Origin of the sequence: Azospirillum tabaci (assembly GCF_014596085.1) — a bacterium.
Lineage (GTDB): Bacteria > Pseudomonadota > Alphaproteobacteria > Azospirillales > Azospirillaceae > Azospirillum > Azospirillum tabaci.
Genome location: NZ_JACCJY010000007.1, coordinates 67,858 through 91,436, shown reverse-complemented (window position 1 = coordinate 91,436; position 23,579 = coordinate 67,858). Strand labels below are relative to the sequence as shown.

Sequence of the window (23,579 nt, the reverse complement as noted above, 5' to 3'; positions counted from 1 at the left end):
TCGCCGTGAAACGGACTCTCCTGGCCGCCGGATTGCTGACTCTTCTGCCGGGGGGGGGGGCGGCCGCGCCGCGGGAACTCGCCTCCCCCGCCTGGGGCGGCGGCGTCTCCCTGGCGCGCGGCAGCGTCGTGCTGACCGAGGAGGCGGAGGGGGCTGCCAGCCGCTACCGGGCGGCGCTGGAGGCGGAGGCGGTGCCCTGGCTCGGCCTCTTCACCAATTTCCGTTACCACGCCGAGTCCGCCGGACGGCTGGAGGCCGGCGCCGCCCAGCCGGACCGCTTCCGCGGCGAGCGTCGCTTGCGCCGCAAACAGGACATCATGACGCTGTCCTTTGGCCCCGACGGGGTGGACGTGACGGCCGATCCGCCGCTCAGCCCCGACAAGGCGGCGCGGGTGCCGCCGGACAGCCGCCGGGGCAGCATCGATCCGTTGAGCGCCGGGGCGGCGGTGATCCTCACCGCCAGCCGGTCGGGCGGCTGCGGCGGACGCTATCCCGTCTATGATGGGCGCCGCCGTTACGACATCATCATGACGCCGCAGGGCAAGGGGGATTTGCCGTCGTCGCGCTACCGCATCGCCACGGGAACGGCGGAGGTCTGCGCGGTCACGGTCCGCCCGGTGGCGGGCTTCCAGGGCGACCGGGACCGGGACCGCTTCTTCGCCGAGGGGGTGGAACGCAAGGCGACCGTGTGGTTCGCCGGCGCGCCGGAGAGCGGGCGCGTCGTCCCCGTGACGGTGGAGGTGCCGACCGACACGATGACGGTGCTGGTCCACACCGTTGGCGTGAAGGCCGGCTTCTGAAGCGAACGTTCGTTCGCTTCAGACTCATATCGCCTCATTCGCCGACGGGCTTCGGTCGCATGGGCAACCGGGACCGCAGTCGCGGTCCAAAACCGATCAAGGATTGGCGGCGAGGCGCCACTGGCCGTCGTCGCCGCGGCAGGCGGTGCCGGTGGCGGATTCCTGACGGCCGTCGATGGTCACCTTGTGCTGGAACTCCTTGCACTCCCGTCCGGCGGAATCGCGCCCGGCGCGGATCGGGGTGATGGTGCCGCTGGTGTTGGCGCTGTCCGGGCTGTTCCAGCGGATGGTCTGACCGACCGGCGCGTCGAGAGCGCGGGTCTCCGCGCTCTGCGCCGCGCTGCGGCTGCCGGGGCTCAGCTGTTCCATCAGATAACCGCCCGCGAAGTAGCCGAGCAGGCCGCCGGCGCCGATGGCCAGCAGGTTGCCCGTGCCCTTGCCGATCTGCGACCCGGCGAGCGCCCCGACGGCGGCCCCGCCCAGCTTGCCCAGCAGGTCGTTGTCGATGCCAAAGGTGGTGTTGTTGCCGTTGGCCTGCGGGCTGGTCTGGGTCGGCGCGCCGTAGCCGCCCTGGGTGAACACCTGCGCCGCGGCGGGCGCGGCGGTCAGGGGAAGGGCGACGGACAGGCCGAGGCAGAGGACCGAGGCGAAGCGAATCCCGGACAGGCGGACAGCGGGCACGTCGGCTACTCCTTTATTGCAACGCGACCGTCATCTCAACACCGCGGCCACGCTCAAGGTTGGGGCAAAAGGGCGACAATGACGTTCGGTGATGATGGCCAGAGTCAGGCGCTCTTCAACTCCGGGCGGGCATCCGCCACGCCGCCCAGCGCCTTGCGGACGGCACGGGCAAGGTCGCGGTCGCGGTAGGGCTTGATCAGGAACTCGGCACCCGGCCCCTCGCCCGTCAGCCCGCCAGCCACGCCATGGGCGTAGCCGGAGGCGTAGAGCGCCTTCAAGGCGGGATGGCGGCGTTGCGCCTCCTGGGCCAGTTCCAGCCCGTTCATGCCGCCCGGCATCACCACGTCGGTGAACAGCAGGTCCACCCGCGGCTCCCCGGCCAGCACGGCCAGCGCCTCCGGCCCGTTCTCCGCCTCGACCACGGTGTAACCCAGATCCTGGAGGGTCAGCACGGCGACCTGACGCACGTCGCGGTCGTCGTCCACCACCAGGATGACCTCGCCCTGGCCGGGCAGCGGACCGGTGTCCTCGGTCTCCTCGCACGCCTTCGCTTGGCGGACGGCCGCCGGAGCGCAGGGCAGATGAAGGTGGAAGGAGGTGCCGCGGCCCGGCTCGCTCTCCACCCGGATCAGCCCGCCCGACTGCTTCACGAAGCCGTGGATCATGCTCAACCCCAGCCCGGTGCCCTTGCCGATCTCCTTGGTGGTGAAGAAGGGCTCGAAGGCGCGGGCCAGAACCTCCGGCGGCATGCCGCAGCCGGTGTCGCTCACGGTCATCCGCACGTAGCGTCCGGGCCGCAGCTCCGCATCGCCCTCTTCGGCCTCCACCATCGCCGTGGCGATGGTCAGCGTGCCGCCCGTGGGCATGGCGTCGCGCGCGTTGATGACGAGGTTCAGCAGGGCCGACTCCGCCTGCGTGCGGTCCACCAGCGCCGGGCACAGGGACGGCGCGCTGTCGATCTCGACGGTGATCGCCGAACCGAGCGTGCGCTCCATCAGTTCGCTCATGTTGCGGACCAGCGCCTCCATGTCCACGCTTTCGGGGTGGAGCTGCTGGCGCCGCGCGAAGGCGAGCAGCCGCCGCGTCAGGTCGGAGCAGCGCAGCGACGCCTGCAGGGCCATCTCCACCCGCCGCGCCGCCTTGGGGTCGTCGAAGGCCATGCGGCCCAGCCGCTCCAGGCTGCCGATGACCACGGTCAGCATGTTGTTGAAGTCGTGGGCGATGCCCCCGGTCAACTGGCCGATGGTCTCCATCTTCTGGACATGGGCGAGCTGCAGCTGAAGCTCCCGCGTGTCTGTGACGTCCAGCACCGTGCCGCAGAGTTCCGGCGGCCGGCCGTCCTCGCCCGGCAGCAGCATGGCCTTCTCCAGAAGCGTGCGGTACTGCCCGTCGGCGGCGCGCCAGCGGTATTCGACCGTGGACACGCCGCCCTGCCGCATCGCCTCGAACTGGACGGCGGCGCGCTCGCGGTCGTCCGGATGCAGGCGCGATTCCCAGAAACCGCCGTCCGTCAGGAAGCGCTCGGCGGGGAAGCCGAACAGCGCCTCGACATTCTCGGTGACGTAACGGAAGGGCGTGCCGCGCTCCGGCCCGGCGGTGTAGAGCAGGATCGGCAGCGAACGGGCGATCATCGCCTGCCGCTCCTCCGACCGGCGGAGCGCCTGTTCAGCCTCCAGCTTTCCGGCCCGCACGCGGTAGTTCTCGGCCATCAGCCGCTCGCGCAGGGTGGCTTGGCGCTTGACCTCTTCGGTCTTGCGGTACAGCTCGACGAAGACGGTGACCTTGCTGCGCAGGATGACCGGGTCCACCGGTTTGAACATGTAATCCACCGCTCCCGCGGAGTAGCCGCGGAAGATGTGCATCTCGTCCTTGTTGATGGCGGTCAGGAAGAGGATGGGGATGTGCCGCGACTTGCGGCGGTTGCGGATCAGCTCCGCCGTCTCGTAGCCGTCCATGCCCGGCATATGGACGTCCATCAGGATCGCCGCGAAGTCCTGGTCGAGCACGCGCTTCAGCGCCTCCTCGCCGGAGCGGGCGAGGATCACCGTGGCGTCCAGGTCGGCCAGGGTTTCCCGCATCGCCAGCAGGTTCCGCGGGTCGTCGTCCACGACGAGCACGCGGACCTCCGGCGGGGGCAGGGTGGCGTCCTCGATCTCGGCGAAGTGGGCGGGGAATTGGGTGTGGGGCATGGGCTTCTCCTCACTCCCGCCCGGCATCGTGGGCCACGGCGCGGCTGTCGTCCTGCCGGCGCCCGGCCCAGACCCGCAGCAGCGACAGCAGGTGATCGATGTCCACCGGCTTGGCGAGATAGTCGGTCGCCCCCGCCTCGATGCACTTCTCGCGGTCGCCCTTCATCGCCTTGGCGGTGACGGCGATCACCGGCAGTCCGCGCCCGGCCGCGGTCGCGCGGATTTCCCGGATGGTCTGGTAGCCGTCCATCAGCGGCATCATGATGTCGACCAGCGCGACGTCCAGGTCGGGATGCGCCTTCAGCAGCTCCAGCCCCTCCGGCCCGCTCTCGGCGTGCAGCACCGTCATGTCGTGGGCCTCCAGGACGCTGGCGAGCGAGAAGATGTTGCGGAAATCGTCGTCCACGATCAGCGCCTTGCGCCCCGCCAGCACCGGGTCGCGCTGGCGGATCTGGTCGAGCGCGTTGCGCTTGTCGTCGGGCAGCCGGTCCACCGCCCGGTGCAGGAACAGCGCCGTCTCGTCCAGCAGCGAATCTGCGGAATGGACGCTGCGCAGCACCACCGTCTCGGCCAGCCGGCGCAGCCGTGCCTCGTCCTCCGGCGCGATCGCGTCGCTGACATAGGCGACGACCGGCATCCAGGCGGTGGAATCGCGGGTGCGCAGGCTGTCGATCAGCTCGAAATCGCTGGGCTGGGGGATCGTCAGGTCGAGCACCATGCAGTCGAACCGCTCCTTCGCCAGGAGGGCGCGGGCGGCTTCCGCGGAGGTGACGGTGCTGATGTCGATGTCGTCCCCGCCGCTGTCGTGGTCGATCAGGCCGGCGATGCCGCCGGTGTCCGGGTTGGGCAGCTTCTCCACGATCAGCAGCCGGCGCTGGTGCCGCTCCACGAAGCCCTTGACCTTGGCGAGCGCTGCAAAGATCGCTTCGCGGTCGGCCGGCTTCTCGGTGTAGTCGAAGGCGCCCATGGCGAGACCGCGGCGCCGCTCCTCCTTGGCGGAGATGACGTGGACCGGAATGTGGCGGGTGTGCGGATCGCGCTTCAGCAGGTCGAGCAGCGCCCAGCCGTCGATGTCCGGCAGGCCGATGTCCAGCATCACCGCGTCCGGACGGTACTTGCGCGCCATCGGCATGGCCGGGCTTCCAGCATGGGAGAGGATCGCCTTGAAGCCCTTCTCCCGCGCCAGATCGACCAGGATCGAGGCGAACTTCACGTCGTCCTCGACGATCAGCACCACCGGGTCGCCGGGCCGGATGCGCTCACGGTCGTCGGCGACGGGATGGTTCTGCGGCAGCGCCAGCCGTTCCTCCGGTCCCGGCACCACGATGGGGCGTGTCGGCGTGGGCATCGGGGCCGTCTTCGGCGCCGGGTCGCCGTAGCGGGCGACGTCGAACTCCATCGGCACATAGAGCGTGAAGGTGCTGCCCGCCCCGGACTCGCTCTGCACGCGGATTTCGCCGCCGAGCAGGCGGGCGATCTCGCGGCTGATCGACAGGCCGAGGCCGGTGCCGCCGTATTTCCGGCTGGTCGTGCCGTCGGCCTGCTGGAACGCCTCGAAGATGATGCGCTGCTTGTTCTCGGGGATGCCGATGCCGGTGTCGACGACGGTGAAGGCCAGCACCCCCTCCGCCGCGTTCAGCACGGGGTGGGCCGCACTCCAGCCCTCGCTGGCCAGCCCGACGCGGAAGGTGACGCCGCCGGCTTCGGTGAATTTGAAGGCGTTGGACAGCAGGTTGTTTAGAACCTGCTCCAGCCGCTTCTGGTCCGTCTGGATGGCTGCGGGCAGCGGCTGGGTCATGTCGATGTCGAAGCGCAGCCCCTTCTCCTCGGCCAGCTGGGCGAAGGTGCGCTCGACATGGCCGCGCAGGTCGTCGAGCACCACCGCGCCGATTTCCAGCGTGACCGTGCCGGATTCGATCTTCGACAGGTCGAGGATGTCGTTGATGAGGTTCAGCAGGTCAGACCCGGCGGCGTTGATCGTGCGGGCGAATTCCACCTGCCGGGGGGTCAGGTTGTGGTCGCCGTTGTCCGACAGCAGCTTGGACAGGATCAGCAGGCTGTTCAGCGGGGTGCGCAGCTCGTGGCTCATGTTCGCCAGGAACTGCGACTTGTACTTGGAGGTGAGGGAGAGCTGCTCCGCCTTCTCCTCCAGCGCCTCGTTGGTCTGGCGCAGCTTTTCCTGCTGGGCCATCAGCAGCTCCTCCGACTGGCGGAGCGAGGCGGCCTGATGCTCCAGCCGCTCGTTGGTGGTCTTCAGCTCCTCCTGCTGGCTCTGCAGCTCGGCGGTCAGGCGCTGCGATTGCTTCAGCAACCCTTCGGTCCGCATGTTGGTGGCGATGGTGTTCAGAACGATCCCGATGCTTTCCGTCAGCTGCTCCAGGAAGGAGCGGTGCGTCTCGCTGAAATGGCCGAAGGAGGCCAGCTCCAGCACGGCGTTCACTTCGTTCTCGAAGAGCACGGGCAGGACGATGATGTTCAGCGGCGCCGCCTCGCCGAGGCCGGAGCTGATGCGCACATAGTCCTTCGGCACGTTGGTCAGCAGGATCGGCTTCTTCTCGTGGGCGCACTGGCCGACCAGCCCCTGCTTCAGCGTGAAGCGGGTGCCCAGCCCGTCGCGCTCCTTCAGGGCGTAGCTGGCGACCAGATCGAGGACCGGCTCGTCGCCCTCGCGGCTGGTGACGTAGAAGACGCCGTGCTGGGCGTTCACCAGCGGCGCGATCTCCGACAGGATCATGTTGGTGACGGTGACCAGATCGCGTTCGCCCTGGAGCATGCGGGTGAATTTGGCGATGTTGGTCTTCAGCCAGTCCTGTTCCGCGTTTTTCTGCGTCGTGTCGCGCAGGTTGCGGATCATCTCGTTGATGTTGTCCTTCAGCGCCGCCACCTCGCCCGACGCCTCCACAGCGATGGAGCGGGTGAGGTCGCCTTTGGTCACCGCGGTCGCCACCTCGGCGATGGCGCGGACTTGGGTGGTCAGGTTGGCGGCGAGCTGGTTCACGTTGTCGGTCAGGTCGCCCCACACGCCGGTGGCGCCGGGCACCTTCGCCTGTCCGCCGAGCTTGCCTTCGATGCCGACCTCGCGCGCCACGTTGGTGACCTGATCGGCGAAGATGGCCAGCGTCTCGATCACGCCGTTGATGGTGTCGGCCAGTGCCGCGATCTCGCCGCGCGCCGCCACGGTCAGCTTGCGCTTCAGGTTGCCCTCGGCCACCGCCGTCACGACCTCGGCGATGCCGCGCACCTGACCGGTCAGGTTGGCGGCCATCATGTTGACGTTGTCGGTGAGATCCTTCCAGGTGCCGGCCACACCCTTCACCTGGGCCTGTCCGCCGAGCTTGCCTTCGGTGCCGACCTCGCGCGCCACGCGGGTGACTTCCGAGGCGAAGCTGTTGAGCTGATCGACCATCGTGTTGATGGTGTCCTTCAGCTCCAGGATCTCGCCCTTCACGTCCACGGTGATCTTGCGCGACAGGTCGCCATTGGCCACCGCCGTGGTGACGTCGGCGATGTTGCGGACCTGATTGGTCAGGTTGCCGGTCAGCAGGTTGACGTTGTCGGTGAGGTCCTTCCAGGTGCCGGCGACACCCTTCACCTGAGCCTGTCCGCCCAATTTGCCCTCGCTGCCGACCTCGCGGGCGACGCGGGTGACTTCCGAGGCGAAGCTGTTGAGCTGGTCGACCATCGTGTTGATGGTGTCCTTCAGCTCCAGGATTTCGCCCCTCACGTCCACGGTGATCTTGCGCGACAGGTCGCCCTTCGCCACCGCCGTGGTCACCTCAGCGATGTTGCGGACCTGGCTGGTCAGGTTGGTCGCCATCGCGTTGACGTTGTCGGTGAGGTCCTTCCAGGTGCCGGCCACACCCTTCACCTGGGCCTGCCCGCCCAGCTTGCCCTCGGTGCCGACCTCGCGGGCGACGCGGGTGACCTCGCTGGCGAAGCTGTTGAGCTGATCGACCATCGTGTTGATGGTGTCCTTCAACTCGCGGATCTCGCCCTTCACGTCCACGGTGATCTTGCGCGACAGGTCGCCATTGGCCACCGCCGTGGTGACGTCGGCGATGTTGCGGACCTGATTGGTCAGGTTGCCGGTCAGCAGGTTGACGTTGTCGGTGAGGTCCTTCCAGGTGCCGGCGACACCCTTCACCTGAGCCTGTCCGCCCAATTTGCCCTCGCTGCCGACCTCGCGGGCGACGCGGGTGACTTCCGAGGCGAAGCTGTTGAGCTGGTCGACCATCGTGTTGATGGTGTCCTTCAGCTCGCGGATCTCGCCCTTCACGTCCACGGTGATCTTGCGCGACAGGTCGCCCTTCGCCACCGCCGTGGTCACGTCGGCGATGTTGCGGACCTGGGCCGTGAGGTTGGCGGCCATCAGGTTCACGTTGTCGGTGAGATCCTTCCAGGTTCCGGCGACGTCCTTCACCTGGGCCTGCTCGCCCAGCTTGCCCTCGATGCCGACCTCGCGCGCCACCCGGGTCAGCTCCGCCGTCACGGTGACGAGCTGCTCGACCATCCGGTTGACCGTCCGGGCGGTGTGCAGGAAGTCGCCCTGGAGCGGGCGCCCGTCGACCTCCAGCGGCATGGATTGCGACAGGTCGCCCTTGGCGACCGCGCCGATGACGCGGGCCATCTCCTGGGTCGGCTGGGTCAGGTCGGCGACCATCGCGTTGACGCTGTCCACGCAGGCGCCCCAGCCGCCCGAGGCGGTGGGCAGGCGGACGCGCTGGCCGATGCGGCCCTCCTTGCCGATGGCGACGCTGACCCGGCCGACGTCCTCCACCAGGGCTTCGTTCATCTCCACCACGTCGTTGAAGGCGGCGGCGATCTCGCCGTCCAGCCCGTCCAAGTCCAGCGGCAGGCGCACGGAGAAGTCGCCCTTGCGGAATTGGCGCAGCGCGCGCAGGAGATGCTGGGGAGAAAGCCGGTCGTGAGCGTCCGTCATCGTCATGACGCGATGGTCCCTAAGAAGTCCAGTCCTGTGTCTCGGGTGCCCCTTGCGCACGATCGACGGCGCGCCCGGCTGAACGCCGGAATGGCCGCGCGCCGGAGCGGCGCAGCCACGGGACGGCAAGCGGAAGGCGGAGGGAGCTAATGCTGGGGGGCGGCGTTGTTCAGCAGGGTCTTCAACTGGCGCTCGTCGTAGGGCTTCTGGATGAAGCCGTGGGGGCCGGCGGCGCGGGCGCGCTCCAGCAGGACGGGGTCGCTGGCCCCGGACATGAAGATGCTGCCTACGGCGAAGCGCTCGCGCAGAGCTTGTGCGGTCTCGATCCCATCCTGGGGACCGGCGAGGCCGATATCCACCAGAGCCAGGGCGGGGCGCTCCCGCTCGGCGATCTTCAGCGCGTCGGCGGCGTTGGCGGCGACGCCGCAGACTTCGTAGGACAACTCCTCCAACATATCGGTCAGATACATGGCGACGATCGTCTCATCCTCGACGACCAGGACCCGGACGGGGGCAGCTGCGCCGGGCGCGATCCCGTCCGCCCCGGCCCGTGGTGACCTGTTGATCGGGTTGGTCATCCCTTATCCCTCTTGTCGTTCTGCCGGCTGCGGTGCGGGATCGGCGTCGATGAGGCGCCCACCCCGCCCGCCGCCGGAACCCGAGCGGAGACGTCGGATGCCGGCGAGGCTGACCGGGACGAGTAGCACGGAGGAGTGAGGCAATTAAGGGAGAAAAGGTCAAATACCCCCTACAGGTTATGCTCAATAGAGTGAACACACCCCAAAAGAGGGCGCGCCTATTCCTTAGCCTCGATATGGAATAGGGCGAGTCAGGCGCGTTTGGGCCGTCTTTGCTTTGCGGTGATTGAAAAATGCGGCGCGAACGCGTGGCTGCCATGTAGCGATGTATGGGATTCTTAATAACTTTTCAAGTAATTTTACGCGTAAGCTTGCCACTGTCCAAGAGGCTGGCGTGGAGTCGGCCATAGGGGGGCTGAGGACCGGGATGAGTGTTGCCCCGACAAGTGGGCCGGGCGATGGGGCGGACCTGAACCTGGAGGATCTCGCGCAGGCCATCAGAGCCCACTGGCTCTATCTGGCGGCGCGCCCGAACGGCCTGCGTCTCCAATTGAAGGCGGCGGACCTGACCGGCTTCGACCTGTCGGGGCTGCTTCTGTCGGACGCCATCCTGACCGGAGCGAATTTCCGGTGCAGCGTTCTCCGGCGCTGCAACTTCGACGGAGCGGATCTGTTCGGCGCCAGCTTCGTGTCCGCCGACCTCAGGGAAGCCTCGCTGGTCGGGGCGGACATGCGCGGGGCGAACTTCACCAAGGCGTGTCTGCGCAACACCCTGTTCGAGCGGGCGGACCTCCGCCCCGGCCAACTTGTGCTGTGGAAGGACCGGCGCAAGGCCCGGCAGGAGGCGGCGCTGCAGGAAGCCGTCCTGGTCAATGCGAACTTCACCGACGCCGATCTGGCCGGCGCCAACCTGACCCGCGCCAGCCTGGAAGGGGCGGATTTCAGCAACGCCGCTCTGTTCGGCGTCAACCTCAGCGGCGCGGATCTGCGCGGCGCCGATTTCAGCATGGCGAAGCTGAAGGGGGCCATCCTGAACAACGCCGTCGTTGCCGGCGCCACCTTCCAGGGCGCCGACCTGCGCGATGCGGAACTGCGCAACGTCGCCATGGCCACCGCCGATTGGGCGGACGCGCGGATGATGGGCGCCATCTACCACCGCAACCAGTCGGACTTCCCGCCGGAAATCCGGGAGGGGCTGGAGGGCCATGTCCGCTGGATCAACAGCAACGGCAAGCAGGGCAAGCGGTTCGACGTGTCGGACGGGGCCTTCGCCGGAACCGATTTCGACGGCTGCGACCTGAGCGGAGCGATCTTCCGCAACTGCGACTTCACCCGGGCGAGCTTCCGCGACAGCAAGCTGCAGATCGCCCAGTTTCCCGGTTGCCGCATGCGCGAAGCCTGTTTCGAGAATTCGGAGCTGTCCGGGGCCAGCTTCGAGGGCTGCGACCTCACCCGCGCCATGATGCGCAACGCGGTGATGCGCGCCATCGAACTTTTGGCGGCCGACGGCCAATCGACCGGGCGCATGTGGCCGACCAATCTGCGCAACGCCCTGCTGGCCGACAGCGACATCCGCGGCGCCGACCTGCGGGGCGCGCGGCTGGCCGGGGCGGACCTGACCAACTGCAATCTGTCGGGAGCCGACCTGCGCGACACCGACATCGACAAGGCCAACACCACCGGAACGACGCTGGTTCATTGCCGGCTGAAGTGACCGCAATTTTTAATCCCGAAGAATTTTCGAAAAGAGTCGGGCATTTTGTCGCAGTGTGTGCCTTCCGCACATCCCCGGCATTGTGCATACCAGCATGCGGGGATTAAAACGCCGGCCGAGGTAGCGGCTGGTTTCCCGAGCCGCTTGTCATGATCGAGACCAAGTAACGGACCGGCAACCGCCGCGCACCGAAGCGACGAATATTGATTGTGGTTAAGCGAAGAGCACAGGGCGTCCTGTGGGGCTTGGATAGCCGTGCCTGTGTTTTGGGCACAGACAATCGAGGATAGTGCAATGAAGCGTAGTGTTGCCGTGCTGGCATTTGGCCTGTTCGCCGCCCTTCCCGGCATTGCCTCGGCGCAGGACGCCGATGCGGGCGAGAAGGTGTTCAACCAGTGCAAGGCCTGCCACACCATCGAGGCCGGCGGCCCCAACCGCGTCGGCCCGAACCTGCATGGTGTGGTCGGCCGCCCGTCGGGCTCCATCGAGAGCTTCAAGTATTCCGACGCGATGAAGGGCGCCGGGCTCACCTGGGACGAGGGCAATCTCGACAAGTATCTGACCGATCCGAAGGGCGCCGTCCCCGGCAACAAGATGGCCTTCGCCGGCGTGAAGAACGAGCAGGCCCGCAAGGACCTGATCGCCTTCCTGAAGAAGAACAGCTGACACGTCCGCTGGAACACGCGCTGCGTGGCCGGGAGGGGCGGCCGCCCCTCTCGTGGCCGGCGCCCGACGAGACCGAGCGCCGCTGCACTCCTTTCATAGGGGTGGCCGCAGGGTCATACCTCTTTGAACACCGTCTCGCGCCCCCTGCGGTCCATCCTATGAGGATGGCGGTGGTCAACCTGTCCATGCGAGCAGGGGACCCGTAAAAACGCTCATTGCCAGGCACAAGGAGAACAAAAGGCTGTTGGGGGACGGGTATGTCCCAACGCAAGATTGCATATCGGGAGGTCGGAATGCCCACGTTGCGAACCGGGGTCTTTGCTGCCGTGTCCATCCTCACGCTCGCCGCCTGTTCGAGCGAACCGGGTCTCGTGCCGCCCCTAGGCAGTTCCGCTGGCAGTTCCGGTGCCTCCTCATCCCAGCTGGGAAGCGCCGGGTCGGGCGCCTCCTCGACGCTGACGGTGGCGGACCAGTCCTTCCTGACCCAGGCGGCCTACGGCGGCTTTGGCGAGGTGGCGATGGGCACGCTGGCCCAGCGGCAGGCCTCCAGCGCCACCGTGCGCGAACTCGGCCGACGCATCGCCGCCGATCACACCCAGGCCAACCAGGAACTTGCCCGGCTCGCCCAAGCCAAGGGCGTCACGCCGCCCACCGCCCCGGACCCCGGCCGGCAGGCGGTCGCCGACGCGTTGGCCTCGCTTCAGGGAGCCGCGTTCGACCGGCAGTATCTGCAGCAGCAGATCGCCGAGCACGAGATGTCGGTCGCCCTGTTCAACGCGCAGGCCCGGGGTGGGACGGACCCGGACGTCCGGGCCTTCGCCGCGAAATGGTTGCCCGGCCTGCAGATGCACACGCGCGACCTGCGCGCGCTCGGCAGCCCGCTGGCGCAGTTGTCCCAGCCTGCGGGCACCGGGTCCGCCGCAACCCACGGCCACGGGCTGGAGCGGGCACGATGAACGGCACGGAGCGCGACCATCGCAAGGGTGGCGGACCGGTCACGCCGGGGCGCGCCGGCCAGGGAATGGGCGTGTCCGGCGGGGCTCCCGAAGGGGCGCCCGCAAGCGCCGCCGACGGACCGGAGGTCACGGAGACGGTCGGGGCGGACACCGGCCAGAGGCGTGACCTTCCCGACCAGCACGCGGCCCCACCCACCCCGAAGGAGGAAGCCGGCAAGCGGCCCCGCAATCGGGAGGCGGGCAAACCGGGCTGATCGGTCACGCCGCAAGGCTTGAAGCCTGCCGCCTCAGGCGACCGCCGGAAGCGGGTGCAGGCCCGCGGTGAGGCGTTGAAAGTCCGTGGCGAAACGGTCCGTGACGTCCGGGGTCATCTCGAACCGGACATGCAGGTCCTGCTCCTTGCCCCCCAGCACCGCGAAGGGGATGGAGACGGTGCAGCCGGGGATGGTCAGCACACCGCGGCTGCCCACCTGCATCCGGTCCAGGCCGCGGATGGTGGCGCCGCCTTCCGACAGGTTGGTGAGTTGGCCCGTCAGCGACCCCACCGCCCCGGCGATGGTGCAGGACAGGTTGACCTCGAACCGCGGGGCGCGGCGGCGGTCGACTTCCGGGGTGGCGGTGCGGACGGCGCGGACCAGCATCTCGCGCAGATGGTCGATGCTTCCCGCCACGTCGGACGCCACCCGGCGCACCTCGTCGGCGCGACTGCCGGTCACCGCCGCTTCCTCCGACACATGGGCGATGCGGGACGACACCTCCTGAGCGGCGGCGGCGGTCTGGCCGACGTTGCGGGAAATCTCGCTGGTCGCGGCACCCTGCTCGTCCATGGCGCTGGCGATGCTGCTGGCGACCCCGTCGATTTCGGTGATGGTCCGCCCGATGTCCTGCACCGCGTCGACGGCACCGGCGGTCATGCTCTGCAGGTCGGTGATCTGGCGGGAAATCTCCTCCGCCGACTTCGAGGTCTGGGTGGCGAGATTCTTCACCTCCTGGGCCACCACGGCGAAGCCCTTGCCGGCCTCGCCGGCCCGCGCCGCCTCGATGGTGGCGTTCAACGCCAGCAGGTTGGTCTGGCTGGCGATGTCCTGGATGAAGGTGGCGACCTCCCCGATGTGGCCGATGGCCTCGGACAGGGAAAGCACCACATCCTCGGTCTTGCGGCCGCTTTCCACCGCTCGGCGGGAAATCTGGCTGGCGAAGGTGACCTGCCCGGTGATCTCGGCGATGGAGGCGGTGAGCTGGTCGGTGGCCGCCGCCACGGCCTGGGCGTTGCCCAGCGCCTGTTCCGCCGCCGCCGCCACGCTCTGCGAGTTGGCGGAGACGGTTTCGGCCGAGCTGGCCATCGCCTGGGCGTTGCTGTCCATCGAGACGGACCGCTCGGCGACACGGTCCACGGCGGTGCGGGTTTCCTGCTCCACCGTGCGGGCCATGGACTCCAGGGCGGCAATCTTGGCGGCCTCGGCCTCGCGGCGCTCGCGCTCCTGCGCCTCGCGCAGGCGCTGGTTGTCGATGCCCTTCTGGCGGAAGACCTCGACGGTCTTGGCCATGGCTCCGATCTCGTCCTGGCGGTCCAGGCCGGGCACCGTCACCTCGTAACGCTCGTCGGCCAGTTGGAACATGGTGCCGCGGATCTGGTCCAGCGTGCGGAACTGGCGCCGGACCACCAGAAGCATCACCAGGGCCATGCCGACGGTGACGACCGCCGCCAACTGGATGATGTTGGGAACCACCTCGTCCAGCACGCGCAACGCGATGCTCTTCTTCAGGCCGACGAACAGGACGCCGATGACCTCGCCGTTCTGGTCGACGATCGGATCATAGGCGGTGAAGTAGGCTTCGCCCAGGATGTCGGCCTCGCCGCGGAAAGGTTCCTTCCCGTCGATGACGGCGCTGTAGACGGGGCCGCGGGCCAGCTTGGTCCCGACGGCCCGGCTGCCGTCCGGGTTGTGGATGTTGGTCGCCACGCGGGTGTCGCCGCGGAAGATGGTGGCCACGCCGCCGGTCACGCTGCGGACGGTGTCGACGATGTCGTTCGCGCCGTCCAGCTTGACATCGTCGATGTACAGCGCGCCGTCCCTGAGCCGGTACTCGGACCCCCGCTGGTCGAGCAGCATCCGGAAGTTGGTGATCGCCTGCTCCCTCCGCTCCGCCGCGTCCTTGCCAATGCTGGCCGTAACCTTGGCGATCGTCGCGTAGGTCAGCGCGCCGGACAGGGCAATCAGGCCGAGCGTGCACAGAATGGTCAGCTTCGTCGCAAGGCTGAGCGTGCGGAGGGGATTCATCGGCCGAAAACTCCTTGAAAAACCGTCGGGTCGTCCCGGAGGCACCGGGAAGGCGGCGCATTGGTAACCTTTGTCGCGTATTTGTAACAAATAATTTTATCAACCCCGGGACGTACGGGAATCAGCAATGTGAAGGTGCCGTTGCGACTTCCGCCAGCCGTCCCGAGGAAAGTGATTGTATTTCAATGCTTATTCATTGCGCCCGTGCTGCGCGTTGCGCAAGGTAAACCATCTGTTAATCATGAAGTGGGACAGCATGTCGCACGCGAATTCCTTTTCGAGGTACCTTCAGTGTGGTGGAGATGTTATCGGTTTGCCCTTCTTCATTACAGAATACAAACATCGCCATGCCGGAAGCCCTTCTCGTGGCCACGGAGGTGAAGAACCTCGCCGGGCAGTCAGCCAAGGCGGCGGACGAGATGGCCGCCAAGGTCGGCGCCATCCAGGCGGTGGCGGAGCAGACCATCATCAGCATGGACGGCGTGGCCACCACCATCACCACCATGCAGGAGATCAATTCCTCCATCGCCGCGGCGGTGGAGGAGCAGTCCTCCGCCTCGCGCGAGATCGCCCGCAACATCGGCGAGGTCGCCGGCATCTTCCGCGGCATCGCCAGCCGGATGACCGAAGTCGGCGGCGAGACGCAGCGCGCCACCACCGTGGCCTACACCGTCGGCGAGAGCGCCAACCGCATGCAGGAGGCGCTGGACACCCTGGCGTCGCTGCTGGCGCGGGCCATACGCACCTCCTCCGATCTGGCGAACCGGCGCCACACGCGCCGCCGTCCGGTCCTGCTGGACGGCAGCGTGGACCAGACGCCGGCGCTCGTCCGTGACATCTCCGAATGCGGCTGCTACGCCGAGACGAAGGGGGCGGCGCCCACCGGCGGGCAGGGCACCGTGTCGCTTCCCGGCTACAAGCTGTCCCTGCGCGGGTCGGTGGTGGCGCGGCACGATAACCGGCTGCACATCCGCTTCGACGAGCGCAAGATCGGCCGCGAGGAGGTGGACCGGATGAGCCGCGACGGGGTGTGCGAACTGGTCCGGCTGGCCAAGCAGGACCATCTCGCCTTCGTGGACAAGATCATGGAGGCGGTGGGCGGCCAACGCACGCTTTTGCCGGCGGACCTGTCGACCCATCACTCCTGCCGCCTGGGTCGCTGGTACGACAGCGTGAACGATCCCAGGACGATGCGCCTGTCCACCTACAAGGGCATGGCCACCCCGCATCGGACCGTCCACGAATCGGGCCGCGAGGCGCTGCTCGCCCTCCACGCCGGCAACCGCACGGAGGCCGAGCGCCACGCCGCCGAGATGAAACGGGCCTCGGCGGAGGTGATCCGTCTGCTGGACGAGATGGAGCGCGATTTCGCCCGGACCCTCGCCGAGGCCACCGAATAGCCGGTTCCTTTGGAAACGGCGGCCCCGTCGGGCGTCAGCGCCCGGCGGCGTCCGGCGGTGCTTCCGGCGCGGTGTTCTCGGCCGGCGGCTCGTCCAGGGTGGACAGGCGGGCACCGAACCTGTCCGGTTCCTTGGCGGCGGTCTCGTGGGGGGGCTTGGCGGTGGTGCCGGTGGCGGTCGCCGTTCCCGACTTGGCGTCGTCCCCAGTGTTCAGGATGACCGGCAGACCGTCGCGCCCGCCGATGATGATGGTCTTGGCGTTCGAGGAGGTGGCGAAGGCCCGCGTCGCCTCAATGCCGCGCAGGCGCAGATATTCCGGCGTGATGTTGCGGGCGACGATGTCCTGGAAGTCGCGCACGCCCTCCGCCTCGATCCGCTTGCGGTCGCGCTCCTTGGCCTCGCGGGCGATGCGGAAGTCGTATTCCTCCATGATCTGCTGCTGCTCGATCTTGCGGTCGATGGCCTGACGAACCAGCGGCGGGAAACTGACCCCGGCCACCAGCACGTCCTCGATCCGGATCATCACAGAGTTGTAGTCCTCCGCCGTCGTGCCGGGTGGCAGCTTCAAGGCTTGCAGATCGGTCGGTGGGGTGGGGAACTGCTGGCGGGCCTCCCTCAGCAGGAAGCCTTGGATGTCCGCGCGGTTGATCGAGTAGAAATTCTCCGGATTGTGTTTGGACACGAACTCGTAGACGAGACTGGCGATCTCCGGATGCACCAGCTTTTCCGCGTAGTCGTCCCCGGCCAGCTTGTGGACAAGGCCGGCGGCGGGCGGATTGACGCGGTAGCGCAGCGCCACGTTCACCGTCATCGACATGCCGTTGGCCGCGACCGCCTCGTAGGTGCGGGTGTCGGTGCGCAGGCGCACGTCGTACATCGTCACCCGATCCCACGGGAAGATCAGGTGGGTGCCCTCGCTGTAGACCCGGTCGGTGACCGTGCCGCCGAAGAAGCGCAGCCACAGCACGCCGACATGGCCGGAGGGCACCTCGACGAAGACGGCGGGGGCGATGGCGAGGAAGCCCAGGATCAGCGTCAGCGCCAGCGCATAGATCGACACGCTGCGCCGCCTCAGCCAGAGGCGGGCGCGCTGCCCCAAGGGGATGCGGGCGACGCCGTCCCCGGCGGACTGGTCCAGCGTGGTCATCGCGGTCTCGTCGTCAGCATCTTCTCACGTTCCCGCATGCTGGGGCGGCCCACCGCCTGGATCACGAAGTTCACCGGTGGAGTCAGGAAGAGGGCCAGCAGGAAATGGCCGATGAAGCCGATCGTGGTGTTGCGGCCCATGACGGCGCACACCAGACAGGCGAGGAGATAGAGCATGACGAGAACGAGGGGCATGCGCGTCCGGCCTTGGAAGGGGAGCAGGGCGGAAGGGTGACGGCGGCCGGAGGGGAGCGGGGAAGCGCGGAGGCGTCCCCGCCCGTCCTCCCGGTCTGCGGTGGCGTCCGGGTGCTGCGGTCAGGCCGCGGCCTCGGCGGCCTCCGGCGCGGCACCCTTGCGGCGGCGGGCCTCCTCGAACTTCTCGCGGAAATAGGTCTTCACCTTTTCCGGCTGGAAGGTCAGGAAGGTGCCGCCCGACGCGAAGTGCTGCTGGAAGACCTTGCCCAGCGCGTAGGTGAAGGCGCTGTTGAAGGCCGGCTGTGTGGCCAGCCGCGTCACCGTGCCGATCACCGGCACCGACCGCAGGGCCATGTTGAACGCCATGGAGCCGAGCAGGCCGCCGGCCAGCGCGGTCGGGGCGACCGTGGCGAACAGCGTGCCGACCGCGGAGCGGCCGATGTCGCCGCGGAAATCGACGCCGTGCAGCTCCGACAGCTCCTTGAGCAGGCGGAGCTGGATGACGGCGAGAGCCGCGGTGTCCACGAAGTTCAGCGGGATGACCCCCGCCGCCGCGGACAGCAGCACATGCTTGCGGATGATCTCCGCCGCCTGCGCCTCGGTGGCGACCGGAGCGGCCGGGGTGGTTTCCGGTGCGGCTTCGGCCGTGTTGGCGGTTGTGCCGGCGGTTTCCGGAGCGGCCGTCACGGCCTCCGGAGCCGGGGTGGGGGCCGGGGCGACCGTTGTTTCCGGCTTGGCCTTGCCGCCGGGTGTTTCCTTCTCACTGACCATGCTGTGGTGCTCCAAAAATGGACGTTGTCGAGAGAAAATCAGCAATGAACGCCGCGCACCGGATGATACGCGGCGACAGTCGGCCCCGAAGGGACGGCCCGCTCCGAAAACGCCGCCGGTGGTCGCCGACGGCACCGTCTTATGGGCTAACGAATACGGTTGTCTTCGTCAAAGGATTTGCCATCAGAAAGAGTCATTGGTTCTTTTGTTTGTTCCGCAACACCGACTCCATCAAAGCTGAGACAATCGAAGCACGGTGCTCCTGCAGGAAAAAATGGCCGCCAGGAAGCGTGCGCAGCGTGAATCCCGCTCCGGCGATCCGTTCCCACCCGGCGACTTCCTCCACCATGGCCTCGGTATCCTCCGTCCCGGCGAAAGCCAGGATCGGCACCGGAAGATGCGGCGGATCGTGTTCGATGAAGGCCTCGGACATGGCGAAGTCGGCCCGCAGCATGGGAAGCATCAGTTCCATCAGATCGTCGCAGGCCAGCACCTCCGGCGGAGTGCCGCCCAGCGCGGCGAGACGGGCACGGAAGGCTGCCTCGTCCAGACCCTGGATGGGCGGCCTCCACGACGGCAGGTGCGGCGCCCGGCGCCCCGATACGGCCAGCAGGGCGGGCGGATGCCCCCGCGCAACCAGAGCGCGGGCGGTGGCGTAGGCCAGCGCTGCGCCCAGGGAGTGGCCGAACAGGATCGCGGGCCGGTCCGCGAGCGGTTTCAGCGCGGTCAGGATGGCAGGCACGGCGTCCTCCGTCCGGCGCAGCGGCGGCTCGCCGATGCGGCTCTCCCGCCCCGGCAGGCGCACGGCCAACAGTTCTGTGTCCGGCCCGACGTCCGGCGCCCACTCACGAAAGACGGCGGCTCCAGCCCCGGCGTAGGGGAAGCAGAGCAGGGTGTGGCGCGGCGCCGAAACCGGCCGGAAACCTTGCAGCCAGGGGGAGAGAAACGGTGCCATCACGCCGTCTCCAGCGCGAACAGGTGATGGTGGCCGTGCCCTTCCTCGATGCGGCCCTCGCTCATGTGATAGACGCGGTCGGCGAGGCCGAACCAGCGCTCGTCGTGGGTCACGCAGATGACGATCTTGCCTAGGGCCTTCAGTTCCGGCAGCAGCTCCTCGTAGAAGACGCGGCGGAAATGCGGGTCCTGGTCGGCGGCCCATTCGTCCAGGACGACGACCGGCTTGTCCTCCAACTGCGCGACCACGAGGGCGAGGCGCTTGCGCTGGCCGGTGGACAGGGCGACGGTGCTGAAGCCGCCGTCCGCAACCGTCACCTTGTCCTGCATCTCCAGCCGCTCCAGCAGGGCACGGACGCGCACCGGCTCGGGGTCGGCGACGCCGTAGAGGTGGCGCGACAGGTGATAGTCGGAGAAGATGGCGGAGATCATGTCGCGGTAGCTCTGCATCCGCTCCGCCGGCACCGGCTCCCCGTCGGCGAGCAATTGACCGCCGCTCAACGGCATCAGCCCGGTCAGCAGGCGCAGCATGGTGGATTTGCCGGACCCGTTGCCGCCGGTGACGAAGGTGATCTCGCCCGCCCGGAACTCCGCCGAGAGCGGCCCGACCGCGAAGACCGGCGCGCCCGCGTCGTCGTGATAGGCGAAGGTGGCATCGGTCAGCGCGATGCGGGCGGGCGGGCCGGGCAGGCGGTCGGCGCCTTCGTCCGGGGCGCTGCCGGCGGCAGCGCGCAACCGCTCCTCCATCGCCTCGATGTTGGACAGGGCCATCTCGGTCTGGGCGACCAGCGGGGTGACGAAGGAGACGGTGCTGACCGGCCCGACGATGAACAGGGCCGCCGTGGTCGCCGCCACCACCACCGCGTGATAGCCGGTGGTGAACAGCGGCACGACGAAGACCATCATGCCGATCAGCGTGTAGAACATCGCCTCGACCAGCGCGAAGTTGCGGCCCCACTGTGCCTTCATGTCGACATTCACCGCCCGCGCCCGGGACGAGGCGTCGGCGAGGTCGCGGATCAGCCCGTCGCCGCGGCGGCGGTTCATCCGCACCTCCTTGAAGCCGCGCAGCAGGTCGGTCAGCCCGTCGAAGACGCGCGTCTCGGCCGCCGCGGCCTCCATCATATTGCGGCGCAGGCGCTGCACCCGCGCGACCTTCACCGCCACGGCGATCCCGGCGAAGGCGAAGGCCATCACGCAGGCCAGCGGCGACAGCCAGGCCAGATAGACCGCCAGGAAGACCAGCATCACTGCCTGCTGCCCGCCGATCGCCAGAAGCGGCAGGGTCTGGGCCAGCGTCTGGGTGTCCTGGGTCAGCACGCCGTGCAGCGACGCCCGCCCGATGCGGTCCACGGTCACGAGGTCGGCGCGGCGCACCAGATCGAACAGGCGCAGCCGGATCTTGTGGATCAGCCGCTCGGCGTCCTGGGACGCGGTGACCAGCGCGTAATTGTGGGTCACCCCGAACAGCGTCACGGTGACCGCGTACATCACCAGAAGCCGCGGGTTGATGATTCCCTTGGCCGCGTCCTTGGCGGCGGCGTCGACCAGCCAGAGCAGCGCCGCGGTCGCGATCGCCGACAGGACGTTCATCAGGGCGAGCGTGCGCAGATTCTCCGGAAGCTCGCGCAGGACGATGGCGGCCAGCCTCATGCCACGCCCTCCGTCCAATGGGCGAGTTCGGTCAGGCGGCCTTCCTCCATGTGCAGGCGGCGGTCGGCGACGTCGAAGTAATGGTCGTCGTGGGTCACCGCCACGATGGTCAGGCCGCGCCGCTTCAGCTCCGGCACCACCTCCCGGTAGAACTTGAAGCGGAAATGCGGGTCCTGGTCGGCGGCCCATTCGTCGAGGATCAGGATCGGCGCCTTCTCCAGGATGGCGGCGACGAGGCCCAGCCGCTTGCGCTGGCCGGCGGACAGGTCGCGCCGCCCGAAGCGGTCGCCCTCCAGCGCGGTGACCCGCTCCATCTCCATCCAGCGCATCAGCTCGGCGGCCTCCACAGGGTTGAGGGCGTCCTGGCCGTAGAGCCGGGCGAACAGGTGGAAGTCGGCGAAGACGGTCGCCATCAGCTCGCGATAGGCGGCGATGCGCTGCGGCCCGACCGGCACCCCGTCCACCGTGATCCGCCCGCGCAGCGGGTGGTAGAGGCCGGTCAGCAGCTTGATGAAGGTTGATTTGCCCGACCCGTTGCCGCCGGTGATGAAGATCACCTCGCCGCGCCGGATGGTCAGGTCGAAGGGGCCGACCGCGAAGGGCGGCTCGCCCGGCGGGGCGGGGAAGGCGAACTCCACCCTCTCCATCCTCACCGCGGCGACGTTGACCGGCACCGGCAGGGCGGGGCCCTCGCTTCCGGCCTCCGCCAACTCGGCGAGCTGGCCTTCCAGAGCCATCATGCGCCCGGCGGCGGCCTCCGCGGCGCTCATCACCGCCAGCGACTGCATCAGCCCGAAGACCGGGGCCGACATGAAAAAGATGGCGGCGGTGATCTTCACCAGCTCCGCCGAGATGGCGCTGGAGTAAGACGGCACGACGAAGACGACCACGCCCAGCATCAGGTTGAAGGCGCATTCGCCGAACACGAACTGCTGCCAGGTGTGCAGATGCACCGCGCCGCGGGCTGTGGTGGTGCGGTCGGACACACTGCCGAAGGCGGCGTTCAGGTCGCGGCTGCGGGCGCTGTTCAGCCGCTGTTCCTTGAAGCCGTCGAACAGATCCGACACGCCTTCGAACAGGGCGGCCTCCTCGGCCATCATGGCGCGCTGCCGCTCCTCCAGCGCGCGGCCCAGCCGGATGTAGAACCACGTCCCGGCGCCGAGCAGCCCGCCGATCAGCAGGAAGGCGACCGGCGAGATGGTGGCGATGTAGAGCAGGATCGTCCCGGTCAGCAGGACCGAGCGCACCGTCAGCGCCAGGAACTGCGAATTCTGCGAGATGAGCTGGCTGCTCTGCGTCACGCTTTCGAACAGCGGGGTCTGGCCGAAGCGTTCCAGCTTCCACAGGTCGGCGCGGCGGATCCGGTCGAGCAGCCGCATGCGCAGCGTGTCCACCACCACCTCCGCGTCCGCCGACAGGTGGGCGACCATGCGGCCTTCCAGGAGCATGTAGAGGATGACGCTGACGACGAAGGCGGCGGCCAGCGGCACGTTGACGAAGTCGGCCTTCTCCGCGGCGATCTCCTCCGCGCCCCGGTTGACCAGGGCGAGCACCAGCGTGGAGAAGAGGGCCGACCCCAGGGCGTAGAGAACCAGCCGGCGCAGCGGCGCCGGTCCCAGCCGTCCCAGCAGGCGGAGGAGGTTCATTGCGCCTGATCCTGCGCCGCGGAGTCCTGTTGGGCGGAATCCTGCGGAGTGCCGTCGTCGATGCGGATGCGCAGCGCGTGGCGGTCCGGGTCGGCGAAGGCGCCGCGGCCGTGGAGCGCCTCGTGGTTGTTCATCGCCAGCAGGCTGTCGGACTCCAGGAAGGTCTCCAGCCGCCGGGCCGGGTTGTCCAGCTCCGCCTGGAGGATGGCGAGCGCGCGACGGACCTCCGGCGTGTCGTGCTCCGGACAAGCGGCCAGCCCGCGGCGCAGCGTGTCGGTGCGGAAGCGGATGAGCGGGCGGTCGCCGAAGACGGTGGCGAAGGTCACCTCCACCGCGTCGCGCGACCCGGTGCGGGTGAAGGTGGCGGGGATGCGGAAGGGCAGCGCCGTCCGGGACAGCAGGTCCAGCGCCCAGCGCCCCTCGTCGCTGCCGGCCAGCGCCGCGCGGACGCAGCGGGCGTCGCGCAGGCTGGACCGCCCGCCGCCGCAGGCCGCCGCCCGGGCGAAATAGAGCAGCATGTAGCGTTCGGGATTCGGGAAATACTGGGTGTCGGTGTGGAAATCGGCCTCGTCGGCGTGTTCGGAGAAGGTGGAGGCGCCGCCGCTGCGGACCAGCTCGGGGCGGACCTTGATGTCCCACACCACCTTGCGGTCGATCCGGTCGGTCGCGGTCGGCGCGCCGATGCACACCGCCAGCGCGTAGAGCAGGCGGCGTCGGGTGTCGAGATCGTGGCGGCCGAGATGGGCGCGGCGGATCAGCACGCCGCTGTGGCTGGTCTCCAGCCGGTCGCGGATCGCCGTGGCCAAGGCGGACAGGCCGGGCGCTGCCTCCGCCAGTTCGCCGCGCAGGTCGGCCTCCCGCCCGTCCGGGATGAGGGCGGCGGCGTCGGTCTCCGTCCCGTGGCGGGTGGCCAGGACGGCGAGGATTCGCCCGGTCTCCGCGTCAGGCAACGGTTCGACGGTGAATTCTCCGGAGCGGAAGCCCAGGTCTTGGACGTGGTTCAGCATGA

Annotated in this window: 18 protein-coding genes; 6 read left to right on the top strand and 12 right to left on the bottom strand. The window is 68.5% G+C overall.

What is annotated here, in order from left to right; genetic code table 11:
• The first annotated feature begins 5 nt into the window (after positions 1–5).
• The gene (locus tag H0B54_RS10770; protein ID WP_188260299.1) at positions 6–800 is read left to right on the top strand and encodes a DUF3108 domain-containing protein; all 795 of its coding nucleotides are present in this window, start codon (positions 6–8) and stop codon (positions 798–800) included.
• Between the two features lie 96 nt (positions 801–896).
• Here the strand turns inward: H0B54_RS10770 and H0B54_RS10765 are convergent, their stop codons facing one another.
• From H0B54_RS10765 to H0B54_RS10750, 4 genes are all read right to left on the bottom strand, one after another.
• Positions 897–1,481, bottom strand: coding sequence for a glycine zipper 2TM domain-containing protein (locus tag H0B54_RS10765; protein WP_188260298.1), 585 nt, complete (start codon positions 1,479–1,481; stop codon positions 897–899).
• Between the two features lie 104 nt (positions 1,482–1,585).
• Positions 1,586–3,670: a response regulator gene (locus H0B54_RS10760; protein WP_246472460.1), complete on the bottom strand. Its 2,085-nt coding sequence runs from the start codon at positions 3,668–3,670 to the stop codon at positions 1,586–1,588.
• Between the two features lie 10 nt (positions 3,671–3,680).
• The gene (locus H0B54_RS10755) at positions 3,681–8,615 is read right to left on the bottom strand and encodes a HAMP domain-containing protein (RefSeq protein WP_246472459.1); all 4,935 of its coding nucleotides are present in this window, start codon (positions 8,613–8,615) and stop codon (positions 3,681–3,683) included.
• Positions 8,616–8,755: 140 nt separating this feature from the next.
• Positions 8,756–9,187, bottom strand: coding sequence for a response regulator (locus H0B54_RS10750; RefSeq protein ID WP_188260296.1), 432 nt, complete (start codon positions 9,185–9,187; stop codon positions 8,756–8,758).
• 427 nt (positions 9,188–9,614) lie between these two features.
• Here H0B54_RS10750 and H0B54_RS10745 point away from each other — a divergent pair, with 427 nt between their 5' ends.
• The 4 genes from H0B54_RS10745 (at position 9,615) to H0B54_RS10730 (ending at position 12,777) form a co-directional block, all read left to right on the top strand.
• On the top strand, positions 9,615–10,901 hold the full coding sequence (locus tag H0B54_RS10745; protein ID WP_188260295.1) for a pentapeptide repeat-containing protein: 1,287 nt from the start codon (positions 9,615–9,617) through the stop codon (positions 10,899–10,901).
• A 294-nt stretch (positions 10,902–11,195) separates the two neighbouring features.
• Positions 11,196–11,567, top strand: coding sequence for a c-type cytochrome (locus H0B54_RS10740; protein ID WP_188260294.1), 372 nt, complete (start codon positions 11,196–11,198; stop codon positions 11,565–11,567).
• A gap of 293 nt (positions 11,568–11,860) precedes the next feature.
• Positions 11,861–12,523, top strand: a complete 663-nt coding sequence (locus tag H0B54_RS10735; RefSeq protein WP_188260293.1) for a DUF4142 domain-containing protein — start codon at positions 11,861–11,863, stop codon at positions 12,521–12,523.
• A complete protein-coding gene (locus H0B54_RS10730) occupies positions 12,520–12,777 on the top strand; it encodes a hypothetical protein (protein WP_188260292.1) in 258 nt (85 codons plus the stop codon). The genes H0B54_RS10735 and H0B54_RS10730 overlap by 4 nt, the downstream gene beginning before the upstream one ends.
• 33 nt (positions 12,778–12,810) lie before the next feature.
• On the opposite strand, the gene H0B54_RS10725 is transcribed toward H0B54_RS10730, so the two are convergent.
• On the bottom strand, positions 12,811–14,805 hold the full coding sequence (locus H0B54_RS10725) for a methyl-accepting chemotaxis protein (RefSeq protein ID WP_188260291.1): 1,995 nt from the start codon (positions 14,803–14,805) through the stop codon (positions 12,811–12,813).
• 347 nt (positions 14,806–15,152) lie between these two features.
• Between H0B54_RS10725 and H0B54_RS10720 the strand changes: the two genes are divergently transcribed.
• On the top strand, positions 15,153–16,205 hold the full coding sequence (locus H0B54_RS10720) for a methyl-accepting chemotaxis protein (RefSeq protein ID WP_246472458.1): 1,053 nt from the start codon (positions 15,153–15,155) through the stop codon (positions 16,203–16,205).
• Between the two features lie 34 nt (positions 16,206–16,239).
• Here the strand turns inward: H0B54_RS10720 and H0B54_RS10715 are convergent, their stop codons facing one another.
• From H0B54_RS10715 to H0B54_RS10685, 7 genes are all read right to left on the bottom strand, one after another.
• The gene (locus H0B54_RS10715) at positions 16,240–17,352 is read right to left on the bottom strand and encodes a prohibitin family protein (RefSeq protein ID WP_188260290.1); all 1,113 of its coding nucleotides are present in this window, start codon (positions 17,350–17,352) and stop codon (positions 16,240–16,242) included.
• Entirely contained in the window at positions 17,349–17,546 is a 198-nt protein-coding gene (locus tag H0B54_RS10710; RefSeq protein ID WP_188260289.1) for a hypothetical protein, read from the bottom strand. Before H0B54_RS10710 ends, H0B54_RS10715 begins: the two co-directional genes overlap by 4 nt.
• A 120-nt stretch (positions 17,547–17,666) precedes the next feature.
• On the bottom strand, positions 17,667–18,317 hold the full coding sequence (locus H0B54_RS10705; RefSeq protein WP_188260288.1) for a YcjF family protein: 651 nt from the start codon (positions 18,315–18,317) through the stop codon (positions 17,667–17,669).
• A gap of 193 nt (positions 18,318–18,510) precedes the next feature.
• On the bottom strand, positions 18,511–19,272 hold the full coding sequence (locus H0B54_RS10700; RefSeq protein WP_211109307.1) for a thioesterase II family protein: 762 nt from the start codon (positions 19,270–19,272) through the stop codon (positions 18,511–18,513).
• Positions 19,272–20,924, bottom strand: coding sequence for a cyclic peptide export ABC transporter (locus tag H0B54_RS10695; RefSeq protein ID WP_188260286.1), 1,653 nt, complete (start codon positions 20,922–20,924; stop codon positions 19,272–19,274). The genes H0B54_RS10700 and H0B54_RS10695 overlap by 1 nt, the downstream gene beginning before the upstream one ends.
• Positions 20,921–22,570, bottom strand: coding sequence for an ATP-binding cassette domain-containing protein (locus H0B54_RS10690; protein WP_188260285.1), 1,650 nt, complete (start codon positions 22,568–22,570; stop codon positions 20,921–20,923). Before H0B54_RS10690 ends, H0B54_RS10695 begins: the two co-directional genes overlap by 4 nt.
• Complete coding sequence (locus H0B54_RS10685; protein WP_246472457.1) at positions 22,567–23,577, bottom strand: TauD/TfdA family dioxygenase; 1,011 nt, start codon at positions 23,575–23,577, stop codon at positions 22,567–22,569. The genes H0B54_RS10690 and H0B54_RS10685 overlap by 4 nt, the downstream gene beginning before the upstream one ends.
• Between the last annotated feature and the right edge of the window lie 2 nt (positions 23,578–23,579).

What these genes read in the sequence shown, in the direction of transcription:
- H0B54_RS10760 (WP_246472460.1), bottom strand. Translation starts at nt 3,670, where the DNA reads ATGCCCCACACCCAATTCCCCGCCCACTTCGCCGAGATCGAGGACGCC.
- H0B54_RS10755 (WP_246472459.1), bottom strand. Translation starts at nt 8,615, where the DNA reads ATGACGATGACGGACGCTCACGACCGGCTTTCTCCCCAGCATCTCCTG.
- H0B54_RS10750 (WP_188260296.1), bottom strand. Translation starts at nt 9,187, where the DNA reads ATGACCAACCCGATCAACAGGTCACCACGGGCCGGGGCGGACGGGATC.
- H0B54_RS10745 (WP_188260295.1), top strand. Translation starts at nt 9,615, where the DNA reads ATGAGTGTTGCCCCGACAAGTGGGCCGGGCGATGGGGCGGACCTGAAC.
- H0B54_RS10740 (WP_188260294.1), top strand. Translation starts at nt 11,196, where the DNA reads ATGAAGCGTAGTGTTGCCGTGCTGGCATTTGGCCTGTTCGCCGCCCTT.
- H0B54_RS10735 (WP_188260293.1), top strand. Translation starts at nt 11,861, where the DNA reads ATGCCCACGTTGCGAACCGGGGTCTTTGCTGCCGTGTCCATCCTCACG.
- H0B54_RS10730 (WP_188260292.1), top strand. Translation starts at nt 12,520, where the DNA reads ATGAACGGCACGGAGCGCGACCATCGCAAGGGTGGCGGACCGGTCACG.
- H0B54_RS10725 (WP_188260291.1), bottom strand. Translation starts at nt 14,805, where the DNA reads ATGAATCCCCTCCGCACGCTCAGCCTTGCGACGAAGCTGACCATTCTG.
- H0B54_RS10720 (WP_246472458.1), top strand. Translation starts at nt 15,153, where the DNA reads ATGCCGGAAGCCCTTCTCGTGGCCACGGAGGTGAAGAACCTCGCCGGG.
- H0B54_RS10715 (WP_188260290.1), bottom strand. Translation starts at nt 17,352, where the DNA reads ATGACCACGCTGGACCAGTCCGCCGGGGACGGCGTCGCCCGCATCCCC.
- H0B54_RS10710 (WP_188260289.1), bottom strand. Translation starts at nt 17,546, where the DNA reads ATGCCCCTCGTTCTCGTCATGCTCTATCTCCTCGCCTGTCTGGTGTGC.
- H0B54_RS10705 (WP_188260288.1), bottom strand. Translation starts at nt 18,317, where the DNA reads ATGGTCAGTGAGAAGGAAACACCCGGCGGCAAGGCCAAGCCGGAAACA.
- H0B54_RS10700 (WP_211109307.1), bottom strand. Translation starts at nt 19,272, where the DNA reads ATGGCACCGTTTCTCTCCCCCTGGCTGCAAGGTTTCCGGCCGGTTTCG.
- H0B54_RS10695 (WP_188260286.1), bottom strand. Translation starts at nt 20,924, where the DNA reads ATGAGGCTGGCCGCCATCGTCCTGCGCGAGCTTCCGGAGAATCTGCGC.
- H0B54_RS10690 (WP_188260285.1), bottom strand. Translation starts at nt 22,570, where the DNA reads ATGAACCTCCTCCGCCTGCTGGGACGGCTGGGACCGGCGCCGCTGCGC.
- H0B54_RS10685 (WP_246472457.1), bottom strand. Translation starts at nt 23,577, where the DNA reads ATGCTGAACCACGTCCAAGACCTGGGCTTCCGCTCCGGAGAATTCACC.